The sequence below is a fragment of the Thioclava sp. IC9 genome, from assembly GCF_002213225.1.
Classification (GTDB): Bacteria; Pseudomonadota; Alphaproteobacteria; order Rhodobacterales; family Rhodobacteraceae; genus Thioclava; species Thioclava nitratireducens.
Genome location: NZ_NBNX01000014.1, coordinates 21,211 through 33,337, shown reverse-complemented (window position 1 = coordinate 33,337; position 12,127 = coordinate 21,211). Strand labels below are relative to the sequence as shown.

The window sequence follows — 12,127 nt, the reverse complement described above, 5'->3', positions numbered from 1 at the left end:
TTCCACTCCTCTTCCAGCCAAGGAAGCGTAGCGGAAAACTCCAGCTTCAAACGGTCCAGTTTCCGGGGATCAGATCAATCTGTGCAAAACCGTTTGCAGTCTTGCCGGGCAGGACGAGACGGGAGCGGTCGTGTTTCATAAATGGCTCCAGCGACATCGGCTGCTGGACTTTCTTGATACTCGTTTATCCTGCCTCGTAGCCATGGAAACCTGCGGCGGGGACATCACATCGGGTGGCTTTGTATTCAGACCGGAGATGAGAATACCTCCACCTGCATGCTTGGGAGACCAGATCGGAGACAAACGGCCATCCGGAAATGGATGACCTTATACAACCACCAGCGCCCTCACTCAGCCCTGGGCGGCAAGCCACCGCCGGGTGAGCTGTTGGCAGAGAAATGATATCAACCGACCCGATCAGCAGGTGCAAAGAGTAGCTTAAATCTTCCCGAAAACTGTCCAAGAGATAGGGAGCAGCTCATATGTCCCTGCTTTAGCACTCATGTGACAGTGAACTGCCCCATCATTCCACCATCTTCGTGCTCGAGGATATGACAGTGATACATAAACGGAGTGCCACGATCCGCGGCCTGGTCGAAGTCAATCAATATCTCGGCCCGACCATTTACAAGCACTGTGTCCTTCCAACCTGTGTTTTGAATGCTCGGGTTTCGACCGTTTTCCGTTAGAACCTGAAACCTCACACCATGAACGTGGAACGGGTGCATCATCATGCTTGAGGAGACTTCCCAGATTTCCGTTGAACCTTTGGCAATCGATAGGTCAATCCGCCTCATATCAAAGGCGCGGCCGTTAATACCGAACCGGTCTCTGAGCCCGCGCATCATCATGCCCATCCCCATCGGCATATCGAGCGTAATCTTACGGCGATCGACGGAAGAGCTCTTACCAGCGGGCAGGTCCCCACCTAGCTCGCTAGGAATTTTCGCGATGCGTGCGGGAAGAGTCCCATCCACGGCAAATGGAAGCACTGTGAAGTCCGCCCCTGCGCTTCCCATCATCTGATTTGGACTTGCGGCAGACATCAAAGTGCCCGTGTCGCCGCGTGAAAAATCAACAAGGACCTCGTAGCGCTCGCCGGGAGCGATCACGAGTGACTCGATCGCGACCGGACGATCGAGATATCCACTGTCCGTCGCAATGAGATGCATCTCGCGACGATTCGAAAAGGTCAAAGGATAGATCCTTGCATTGGACCCGTTGAGAAGACGCAAGCGAACGATGCCACGCGGAACGACAGCATGGGTGCCCATCTGACCGTTGACCAGCATGACATTGCCCATAAAGCCCATCATTTGGTCTGGCATCGACAGACCGTAGTCGATGCGGCCGCGCCGGTCGAAGCGCCTGTCTTGCAGGACCAATGTAAGGTCATCGATGCCATATTCCGATGGAAGGCCTTTCGCATCGTCCTGTCCGTCCGTTACGTGCAGAACTCCAGCCAATCCTTTTTGAACCTGCTTTCCGGTCTCCCTGTGAACGTGCGAATGATACCAGAGCGTGGCTGGGGGTTGCATCACATTCAGTTCGGGAGTCCACGTCGCACCAGAGGCAATCGTCTGATGCGGACCGCCGTCAGCGTGACCGGGGATCAGCATGCCATGCCAGTGAACCGAGATTTCTTCGGGTAGTGTGTTTTCGATCCGTGCTTGCGTCGAAGCCCGCGAAGAAAGTCGAAGTGTTGGCCCCAAATAAGATTGGTTGAAGCCCCAAGTCTCACCGGCCCCAAGTCCGGTGAAATCGGTCATGCCCTTCTGCGCAGTCAGACTGAAGCGCCGATCTCCCGTTGCGTCCACTAAGGGCGGCATTGCCAATTTCCTGGCTTTAGTCTGCGCGCCGGCAGCGAGCGGGGCAACCGAGAAGGATAGTCCCGCCAAGCCCGAGATGAATGCTCTACGATCGATCATTGTTTATATTGTCTCTCAGGCGAGTTCTTTGGGAAGGCTAGAAAGTGCGGTTTCTTTCGACACGGTGGGCAAACCTTGTTCGATCCAACCGGGAAGGCCCGGTGCGCCGAGCATCCCACCTGCGGCGTCAACGAAACCTGTTGCATTCGCTTCACGCAACTTTCCCATGACGAAACCCGAACGATGGCCGGTCCGACAAATCAAAGCGACAGGGCGTCCCTTCGCGAGATCGCGGGCCGCGAAGAGGCGTTCCCCGAAGCGGGGATGGGTCATATCAATTGGCCAAGCCCCTTTTGCGACGCCGGTTTCCGTCCATTCGTCTGGCCTGCGAATATCCACAAGCCGTGCCAAATCGCGGTTCAATGCATCGTGGAGAATCTCGAGCGACCACACGTCGTGAGTTTCTGCCCAAGCGGGCGCATATGCGAATACGACACTCGAAGCGAAAATGCTCAAGGTATCACGTCGGGTTAGCATGTTGTTTCTCCAAAGTTTATTTCGTGCATTTGCGCCCTCTACGCATAGCGCTTGCGCCTTCGCTCTGTTCCTAACGGCCAGAAGAAATGATCTAAGAGCATTGCGCCTGAACCGGCTGCGAAATTGGGGCCGCAGCGCCCAATCTCGGGCCATGCAAATCCACCCGTGGAAGAAAGTTTGCGATCCGTGGGTCGATGACGGTGGCCGTCAGCAAGAGCGGCGCTCCTTCCGAGAATGGCTATGGCGGGACAGACTGAGTATAAACATCTGAACGTTCCGAGGTGCAGTCGCGGAATTGTATCCGTTTGTCGCATTGGACTAAGGCTAACAGCATTAGCTACAAGAAAGCTGCCAGACGTCGAGCTAGCACAGTTGATGAGACCCATGCAGAACGCTCCACATATCCTTATCGTAGATGACCACGAGCAAATCCGCAGAAGCGTCACTCGTTATTTGACGAAAAACGGTATGCGGGCGACCGCTGCAAAAGACGCGGAGGAGATGGACACGAAGTTGGCTCTCGGCAACTACGACCTGTTGGTGCTGGATGTCATGATGCCTGGCGAAGATGGTCTCTCAGTCTGCCAACGTTTATCGGACAAAGGGCGCTTACCGATCATCATGTTGACCGCCTTAGGAGATGACGAGGACCGAATTACCGGCCTCGATACCGGCGCCGACGATTATCTGCCGAAGCCCTTCAATCCCCGCGAGCTGCTTTCGAGGATCAAAGCGGTTCTGCGACGAAGCGAAAATCAGGAAGTTTTCACCGGAAACTTGAGCGGTCGGAAAGTTCACTTTGCACACCTTACTTTGGAGGTTGATCGGCAAGTTCTCGTTGACAAGACTGGACACGAGACCGCCCTCACGGTCGCTGACTTCAAGCTCCTGATGGTCCTGCTAGAACGACCTCGGATGGTGTTGAGCCGTGACCAGTTGCTTGATTTGTCCCAAGGTATTTCTGCCGGCCCGTTGGATCGAAAAATTGACAACCAGATTTCTCGCCTTCGACGCAAACTAGAACCCGACATCCTCCGGCCCAGTATCATAAAAACGATTAGGGGTGGTGGCTACTGCCTATCCGTGGACGTTGAGGTTTCCGGATGATCGGGCGCTTCATGCGGTCTTTGAGAGTCCAGCTCGTGCTCCTGATCATCGCCGCGCTCAGCGTAGCGCAGCTTATCAGCTTATGGCTTTTTGCAGATGAACGTAGCCTCGCCATTCGAGCGGCGTTAGGATTTGAGGCTGCTGGACGCGCTGCCAACGTCGCCCGCCTGATCGAAGAGGCGCCTGCAGACTTGCGCCCATCGATTATCCGCGCGGCGAACTCCCCACTTGTTCGCTTCGACTTAACTGCAAAGCCGCTCGTTCAGCATACGGATCATTCCGACGGTGGGGTGGTTGAGGCACGCGTGCGCGGGCTTCTCAATGAAAGCTACAGTCGCGATATTCGTGTCGAGCTACACCAAATCCAAGGCGCTATCCTACCACTGCCGAATTTGTCGCGCGAGATGACGGAAATGCACTTGGCCATGATGCGCGGCGAGCTCTCCGCAATCGAAATGAACCTCTCGATCTCGATTGCCGGTGGCCAATGGCTAAATGTCAGCACGCGCTTCGAACGCCCACCGATTCAATGGCCTCGCTACTCAATTCTGACGTTCGGCCTTACGGCGATGGCCCTTCTGGTCGGGGTTACTTGGTTTGTAATGGCGGGCCTATTGGGTCCCTTGAGGCGATTGGTGAGAGCGTCGGACCGTCTAGGACGTGGCGAGAACGCGAACGCGCTTCCAGAGAGAGGCCCCATGGAAGTGCGAGAATTGACCGCTGGCTTCAATCGAATGCAGGAAAGGCTGACGCGGTTCGTGACGGACCGCACGCGCGTTCTTGCAGCGCTCGGGCATGATCTGCGCTCTCCGTTGACCGCCATGCGCGTCCATTCGGAAATGGTTGAAGAAGAAGAGTTACGTGAAAACCTCGTGTCGACCGTCGAGGAAATGCAATCAATGGTCGAGGCAACTCTTACCTTCGCGAAAGGGCTTTCGGGAAGCGAGGAGATGCAGGAAGTTGAGTTGCAGACATTCCTCGAAACTCTCCAAACCGATATGGTGGCGTCTTTTGGTTTAACAGCCGGTCCCACTGTTCGGGTGCGCTTGCGCCCGAACGCGACACGTCGCGCATTGCGGAATGTGATCGAAAATGCCGTCAGGTATGGCGGATCTGCGACTGTAGGGTGGCAGGTCCTCGGTGAAGACATCGAAATCACGATCTCTGATAAAGGACCGGGCATTCCAGCCAGCGATCTGGAGCGCGTCTTTGACCCGTTTGTCAGACTTGAAGAAAGCCGTTCTCTTGAAACTGGCGGACATGGGTTGGGGCTGTCGATCGCGCGGTCAATTCTGCATGGACAGGGAGGTGAAATTAGCTTGGCGAACCATCCCGGCGGGGGGCTCGTCGCGACAGTTCGGCTGCCGAAAGCAAAGCCACAGCTCGATTAGATACGATGCAGGCAAGCCTGAAGCCGCTCCTACGCGCCCGCGGCGCTCACGGGGCCAGATGAAAGAACCCATCCGCATCCCGCGCTGAAAGAATTTCGGAGGCAGGTGACATGGCCATGCGTTTTGAACAGATCCTCGCGAAAGGGATCGCACAGTGACTCCCCAACTCAAAACAAGTGGTGATGGAGATGAGCGTTGCCGCTCATCAGTCCGGGGCTCCTGCCGCTCCCGTCAGCTCAGTATACTTTCCATCGCCATCCGAATTTGTGGAAGAACCAGCATCTCGCAACGCCGTAAGGACGGCACCGCTGGACAATATCTCCGAGAGAATAATCCCTTCGGGAGCGGAAGGGCCATATACCGCATTAAATGGAATGCCGTATCTGTTGTTGGCTTCCAAAAATCGAGCGATCGCCTCGTTCGGCCGCGTCCAATCCGCGAGCATCGGAGAAACCTCTGGCCCATTCAAGGCAGCGAGAACTGGATCGCGTTCCAACACGAGGGCCTTGTTAGCTTTGCAGGTCAGGCACCAATCTGCGGTCACATCGACGAACACGACTTCTCCGCGCGACACCCGCCGGGCAATGTCGCCACGGTCAAATGCGATCCAAGAGATTTTCCCGCTTTGACCGGCAATTTCAGGGCCCGTGGTCAAAGATGGCGCGGCCACGATCGCTAGTGCCGCAAGGGTGAGCCCCAGTGCCCAACGCAGTTTTCTTGAAAGCCACGTAGAAACCGACACTACAGCCAGCGCCGCTCCGAGTGAAGCGACGACAAGCGCAGCGCGCCAACCGGCTACACCGATGAGAACATAAAACAACCATGCTGCGGTGCCGATCAAGAGCAGACCGAGGCCTGTCTTCAAAGCGATCATCCAGCGGCCGGGTTTCGGAAGGAACCGAACGAGGCCTGGTGCAATGGCTACGAGCAGATATGGAAAGGCGAGGCCGAGCCCAAGCATGGTGAAGACTATAGCGATGTCCATTGCACGGCCCGCGAGAGCAAATGCGATGGCCGTCCCCAGAAACGGCGCGGAGCAGGGAGTTGCCATGACAGCTCCGAAAAGTCCGGTGGCAAAATCAGCCCCGTATCCGACCCCGCCGCCAACTCTCGTTAACCGAGTTGTCAGAGCAGCTGGCAGAGAAATTTCAAAGAAGCCGAAGAGGTTCGCGGCAAACAGGCCGAGGACAAGCAACATCAGCACCAGAAATACTGGGTTCTGGAATTGAAGCCCCCATCCGACGGCAACGCCGATCCTTTGCAAAGCGAAGAGTAGTGTCGCAAGCAGCCACATGAAGACCATGACTCCGGCTGCGGCGGCGAAGAAGCCCGCTCTGACTTGACCACGACCGCGACCCTCGGATTTCATGGCGGAGGAAAGTTTTATAGACAGGACAGGAAGGACGCAGGGCATAGCATTTAGGATTAGCCCGCCGAGAAATGCGATAAGGGCAATCCAGACCAACTGATCGATGCCTGGGATCACTCGGGCAACGTCGAATGGAGGAGCTGGCGCGGCGGTCACAGGTTCAGGCGTAACGGTAAAGGCGCGTTCTGGCCCATCGGTCACAGTCACTGACGGAGGTGTATGTGTCTCCGCCATATAAGCAAGAATGGGGAATTCGGCCCAAAGCGTCCGTGATCCTCCGACTCTTATATCGGGTTTTCCCAGCGCACCTCCGTTTCCGATTTCGGGAAAGACATCCGGCGCGTGGAACTCGCTGCTGGACGTAATCTCAATCGTCAGGCGAGTGAAATCTTCGTTTATATGAGACCTCGCGGTGACGATGCCTGCGGCACCCCCTTCGGCGGGAACGCGCGCCAGAAACGTGCCGATACGATCTGCCGAGTCCTGATCAATTCCGCTTCCATTTGGCAACCTGAGCGCCAAATCAAAGTCCTGCGGGACGCACACCTCCGAGCAGGTCAGCAACTTGACGTTGGCCTTGAGGTCTACAGGCTGCCCTTGGTTCTCTAGAGTGACCTGTAGCGGAAAGACGACCTCTTCATGATAGCCGAAATTCTCGATGCCGAAGGCAGTAAACCGTTCCGGTGCAGGCCAGAGGAAATCGACGCTCGCAACGTTCTCAGATCCACTCCAGTCAATTTGCGGAGGAACGCCCACCTCGCCGGGAGAGCGCCAGTAGGTTTTCCATCCATCGCCAAGCTTGAGCTCCAGACCGGCGGAAAGAGTTTCAGCCTCTGCCGAGACTGCGTCTTGGGCCGAAATCAGCCGCGCTTCGACGGCTGCCACTTCATACGCAGAGGAACTCGCGGCAGTGGCTTTTGTCGGCGTCAATAGGCCGAATTGGGCCACCGCAATCGCGCCGAGCCAGAGGAAACCATGCAGCGCAAATCTAAACTTCATCAAATCGTCTCCTCTGGCATTTGATTAGCCACGAATTCCGTTCAGATACTTTCGCGGACCGGCCCACCGACCCGTCTGGATTCTGAGCCTGACAAGCGAAAACCGTTCGCCAAACCCGGCGGAACTGGCCGCCAGTCAAGTGGGCAAGACTTGTTTAGCTCGCCATTCTGCCTCTGGGTCAAGGATACAGTTCGATACAAAAATTACCGCCTGCCATGGTTGAGGTTCGAGCCATCCCGAGTATTCGATTAGACGTCCCGTCCAGAACCCCAAGATGAACAAATGGCAAAAAATCAAAGTCTGAACCGGCGGAGCTTTGTAATGTTGTCCGGTGCCTTCTTCACCCTCCCGCGAACGCTCCGCGCGGAGGAAGCAGGCGATGTTCGCCGGAACATCTCGTCTTTCGCGCTTCATGATTGGCGCGACCATTTTGAACGGCTCGGCAAAGGCATCATCATTTCGGATACGGTCACAAAAGTGCTTCAACACTGGACCGAACATGGGGAAATGCGGATTTATCCGACGTCGGTGCCATTGACCGATGAGTTGACGAAACGCGGCTACACCGAAGTCATCGAGAAACGTGAGAATCCAAGCTGGGCACCGACCCCCTCGATGCGCAAACGCAATCCCGAGTGGCCTGCCTACGTGCCGGGAGGCGATCCTTCGAATCCGCTCGGGACTCGCGCTCTCTACCTGTCCTGGCAGTATTACCGGATCCACGGGACACAGGACACGCGCAAGATCGGTCGCAGATCATCGAACGGCTGTATCGGTCTTTACAATGAGCACATCGAAGAGGTCTTCGCCAGAACGCCGGTTGGGACGCAGGTCAAGCTGATCTGAGCTGATTACATATAGGAGAAGAAAACATCATGAATTTTTGGGGATGGTTCGTCGGCGGGTTCCTTGTTCTCGGGCTAGGAGCGGCAGGTTGGCAAGCTTTTCAGCCGACACCCGCGCAGACCGCTCAGGGACATTCGATGGTGCCTCCGGACACGAGTGATATCCCGCAGGGGGCGCCGATTGCGAACGTAAGCCTGCCTGCGGAGCTGTCTTCGGGAGCTCAGATGGGACAACGCGCATTCGAGGCAAAATGTGCGGCATGCCATGGTGAGAACGCCGCAGGTCAAAACGGTGTCGCTCCCCCGCTCGTGAACAAAATCTACGAACCGAACCACCATTCAGACGCTGCCTTTCTGAACGCCGCCCAAAATGGCGTCCGCTCGCATCACTGGAATTTCGGCAACATGCCCCCGATCGAAGGACTTACCAAAGGCGACGTGAAGTTGATTGTCGCATACGTGCGTGAGCTGCAGCGCGCAAACGGGATCAACTGACTTTGGTGGTCGGGTTGACCATAATTCAGAGAGCGGTCTCGGTCCTCCTCGTGGTCGCTCTCGCCCAATTTGGCCTTTTCCCACTTGGCCCAACCCAAGTCGGTGATCGCGAAATGCGACTTGCCGAGAGCACGGCACCGGATACAGATATTGAGCACGATCTCCACTCACATGGCGCGGACGAAACCTTGCCCGACCATTGTGAACCTGGTCCGGATTGCTCGAAAAACATGGTCACGGTCAGCCTTTCTGTGCCTAGAGCTTCAGGAACCTTATCTCACGTAATTCGCGAGCATTCAGATCTGAGCTTTTCCGACCGAGATGTCCCGAGCGAGCCGCCTCCTCCCAAACACCTATCCTGAAAATTGGACGATCGAGCATCGCCCATTTCGCCTATCAATAACTCGAACACAGGATACGGAACAATGAAGAGCAAACTGACGATCGGCCTCTTGGTAGGGGCAACGATGGCTACTGCAGTATTCGCACATGGCGGTGCGGAGGGTGTTGTCAAGGAGCGCATGGATGCCATGAGCGCGATGGGACAATCGGTAAAGAAATTGGCCCCGATGATGCGTGGCGAGACCGACTACGATGCTGCTGCGGTGCGTGCGGCAGCGCGCGTGTTCATCGAACACAGCGATGGCTTGACGGAGCTGTTTCCGGAAGGTTCTGATAGCAAGCCGTCTGAAGCGAAGCCGGAAATTTGGTCGGAATGGGACAAATTCAGTGCATTAGCAGACCAGTTGAAGACGGCGAGCGAGGGACTCGCTGAAGCGGCGGGCAATGGTCTGATGGCGTCCGGGGCAAATCTTGGCGCAGGCTCGATGATGGGCACGCAGTCTTCTGGGGGCGGCATGATGGGCACATCGTCGATGATGGGGGCGGCCTCAGACGGCGGAATGATGGATTATGCCTCGATGCCAGCGGATGGCGCTTTCAACATGGTCACCCAAACCTGCTCCTCATGTCATGCGAAGTTTCGCTTCGAGGCGAAGTAACGATGAGCTGGCTTAAAAAACTTACACTTGCCGCAGGGGCGCTCGGCGCCCTTGCGGTTGGGGCCTTAGTAGTCTGGCCGATCGGCAAAATGCCGTCGCCGATCTCGCAACCGGGCAATGTCCAACGCGGCGCGTATTTGGCGCGGGCGTCGGGCTGCATTTCGTGTCACACGAATAAAGAGGAAGGAGGCGCAGCGCTTGCAGGTGGCGCTGGTCTAGCGACAGAATTCGGCACTTTCTATCCTCCGAACCTGACGACCGATAAAACGCACGGCATTGGCGGGTGGACGATCGAGCAATTTGCTAGGGCGGTTCGCCAGGGGATCAGCCCCGACGGTCACCCCTATTATCCAGCCTTCGCTTATCCGTTCTATGCTGACTTTACGGATCAAGATATCGCGGACCTATGGGCGGCGTTCCAGACTGTCCCCCCGGTTGCCAAAGCAGCGCCTGAGCATGAAGTCGGGTTTCCATTCAATCAGCGATCAGGGCTGAAGCTTTGGCGAGCGGCTTTTCTTCACGATCCTCCTACAGAGCCTGTTTCTGAGAAAAGCGCGAGATGGAACCGCGGCCGGGAATTGGTAAGAGGAGCCGCTCATTGTGGCGCATGTCACACCCCACGCAATATTGGCGGCGGTCGTAAGCTCGATGCTGTCTTTGCTGGAAGCGACACACTCCCAGGCGAAAACAAAGCTCCTGCGATTACGCCACAGTCCCTGTCCGAGCAAGGTTGGACCGTCTCTAATCTCGCTTATGCCTTGCGCACGGGAGTGACACCTTCAGGTGATGCTTTCGGCGGCGGCATGGCCGAGATCGTTCAGGGCAACACACGTTTCCTCTCGAAAGAAGACCTCGAAGCAATGGCCGTCTACCTGCTTGATGGCGATGAACCATCTCCTGATCGCGTCGCACAAGGGGCCGGCGAGGCATCGCAACGAGATATGTGACCTTGCGACGAATATCTGAAAACCGATCTTGTCTCCGAAAAGAAGAGAATAAAATGAGGGCCACCCCAGTAGCACACATTTATGCGACGGTTTCGCGGAGTGTAGTTCGCACGCCGCCGTTGAACTGCAAAGGCAAACCCACCGAGCACGACGCAAACCGCCAGTTCTCATCCGGACTGGCGAAACGGGGGAAGGCTTTATGAAACCGACGTATCTGGCGGCGTTCTCGAGCCTTGGCGTGATTGCGATAGGTGCCGTATGGTGGCTCGCCATTCCAGCGCCAGACAAATCAGCCTCCGAAACCGCGATCGACACCGAACGGGGACGGGTGCTCTACGCGGAAAACTGTGCATCGTGTCACGGTGCCGATCTCGAAGGGCAACCGAACTGGCGGGACACCGGCCCGGACGGTCGTCTTCCAGCGCCTCCGCATGACCGTAGCGGACATACTTGGCACCACAGCGATCAAATCCTGTTCTCCTACACAAAGCTTGGGGGGAAGGAGCTCATGCGAAAACAAGGCTCCGAATTCGACAGCGGAATGCCTGGGTTCGGTGACAAGCTAACCGATCAAGAAATCAATGACGTTCTTGGCTTCATCAAATCAACTTGGCCAGAACGCGAGCGAAAGGCTCAGGCCGCACGCACAGAAGCAGAACAGGAAGGATAATGAAATGTTGTTCAGGAATTTGGTGCTCGTTACCTCGCTGGCCCTGCTTCCGATGACGGGACAGGCAGCCGATCTGGATGAGGCTCGGGTCAAGGAACTCGTATATGAAGCGATCCGCGAGAACCCACAAATCGTCATGGAAGCCGTTGCAATCCTACAGCGTCAGGATGCCGAAGCCCAAGCTCAAGCGCAGGCATCTGTCTTGAGTGATCAACGATCGTTGCTTGAGCAGGACCCAAACGCACCGGTCCTCGGCAATCCTGATGGAGATGTAACCGTCGTGGAATTCTTTGATTACAATTGCCCCTACTGCCGGCGTGCCATGCCAGAAGTTCAGGCTCTTCTAGACGCCGATCCCAATGTCCGTCTCGTCTATCGCGAATGGCCAATTCTCGGGGAAGGCTCCGTGTTCGCCACCAAAGCGGCGTTGGCATCGCGGCTTCAAGGTAAATACGAGGCTTTTCATTGGGCTTTGATGGGCATGAACGGGCATGCGGACGAAGCGAGCGTCCTTCGGATCGCAGAAGACACCGGACTCGATGTTAAACGCCTTAAATCGGATATGGACCGCCCGGAAATTGCAGAGCACATCGAGACCTCGATGCGTCTCTCGCAATCCCTCGGATTTAGCGGAACTCCTGCATTCGTGATTGGCGATAAGCTCGTTCCGGGCTTTGTCGAAAGCGAGAAGCTCGCAGAGGCCGTTGATAAAGCGCGCGAATGAACGAATAGTGCGCGGAAACAGCGCCGCTGATGACGGCGCGTAGAGTTCTCGTTCCTTTAGCGAGCCTTACGGCGACAAAGCCGACAGATTTTCATTGCCCCTGCTGGGGCCTACTGAGCCGAGCTATTAGCGCCTTCAGTTGGACGGCAGCCGGGCCAGCGCGTTGAAAAAACT

The 12,127-nt window shown here is 56.3% G+C and carries 11 protein-coding genes; 8 read left to right on the top strand and 3 right to left on the bottom strand.

Features of this window, described 5'->3' with window-relative positions; translation table 11 throughout:
- Positions 1-500: 500 nt before the first annotated feature.
- Entirely contained in the window at positions 501-1,769 is a 1,269-nt protein-coding gene (locus B6V76_RS19230) for a multicopper oxidase domain-containing protein (protein ID WP_240497913.1), read from the bottom strand.
- Positions 1,770-1,943: 174 nt separating this feature from the next.
- Positions 1,944-2,405: a rhodanese-like domain-containing protein gene (locus B6V76_RS19225; RefSeq protein ID WP_088728279.1), complete on the bottom strand. Its 462-nt coding sequence runs from the start codon at positions 2,403-2,405 to the stop codon at positions 1,944-1,946.
- 384 nt (positions 2,406-2,789) lie between these two features.
- On the opposite strand from B6V76_RS19225, the gene B6V76_RS19220 reads away from it, so the two are divergent.
- The gene (locus B6V76_RS19220; protein WP_088728278.1) at positions 2,790-3,512 is read left to right on the top strand and encodes a response regulator; all 723 of its coding nucleotides are present in this window, start codon (positions 2,790-2,792) and stop codon (positions 3,510-3,512) included.
- Entirely contained in the window at positions 3,509-4,903 is a 1,395-nt protein-coding gene (locus B6V76_RS19215) for an ATP-binding protein (protein WP_206184253.1), read from the top strand. The genes B6V76_RS19220 and B6V76_RS19215 overlap by 4 nt, the downstream gene beginning before the upstream one ends.
- Positions 4,904-5,108: 205 nt before the next feature.
- On the opposite strand, the gene B6V76_RS19210 is transcribed toward B6V76_RS19215, so the two are convergent.
- Positions 5,109-7,271 carry a protein-disulfide reductase DsbD domain-containing protein gene (locus B6V76_RS19210; RefSeq protein WP_088728277.1) on the bottom strand — a complete coding sequence of 721 codons (2,163 nt, stop codon included), beginning with the start codon at positions 7,269-7,271 and terminating at the stop codon, positions 5,109-5,111.
- A 321-nt stretch (positions 7,272-7,592) separates the two neighbouring features.
- Here B6V76_RS19210 and B6V76_RS19205 point away from each other — a divergent pair, with 321 nt between their 5' ends.
- The 6 genes from B6V76_RS19205 (at position 7,593) to B6V76_RS19180 (ending at position 11,953) form a co-directional block, all read left to right on the top strand.
- Complete coding sequence (locus B6V76_RS19205) at positions 7,593-8,117, top strand: L,D-transpeptidase (protein WP_240497914.1); 525 nt, start codon at positions 7,593-7,595, stop codon at positions 8,115-8,117.
- Between the two features lie 29 nt (positions 8,118-8,146).
- Positions 8,147-8,611, top strand: coding sequence for a cytochrome c (locus tag B6V76_RS19200; RefSeq protein ID WP_088728275.1), 465 nt, complete (start codon positions 8,147-8,149; stop codon positions 8,609-8,611).
- A 425-nt stretch (positions 8,612-9,036) separates the two neighbouring features.
- Positions 9,037-9,612 carry a cytochrome c gene (locus tag B6V76_RS19195; RefSeq protein WP_088728274.1) on the top strand — a complete coding sequence of 192 codons (576 nt, stop codon included), beginning with the start codon at positions 9,037-9,039 and terminating at the stop codon, positions 9,610-9,612.
- A 2-nt stretch (positions 9,613-9,614) separates the two neighbouring features.
- Entirely contained in the window at positions 9,615-10,559 is a 945-nt protein-coding gene (locus B6V76_RS19190) for a cytochrome c (RefSeq protein ID WP_088726148.1), read from the top strand.
- A gap of 199 nt (positions 10,560-10,758) precedes the next feature.
- Positions 10,759-11,229 carry a cytochrome c gene (locus B6V76_RS19185; RefSeq protein ID WP_078520069.1) on the top strand — a complete coding sequence of 157 codons (471 nt, stop codon included), beginning with the start codon at positions 10,759-10,761 and terminating at the stop codon, positions 11,227-11,229.
- A gap of 4 nt (positions 11,230-11,233) precedes the next feature.
- A complete protein-coding gene (locus B6V76_RS19180; RefSeq protein WP_088728273.1) occupies positions 11,234-11,953 on the top strand; it encodes a DsbA family protein in 720 nt (239 codons plus the stop codon).
- The last annotated feature ends 174 nt before the right edge of the window (positions 11,954-12,127 follow it).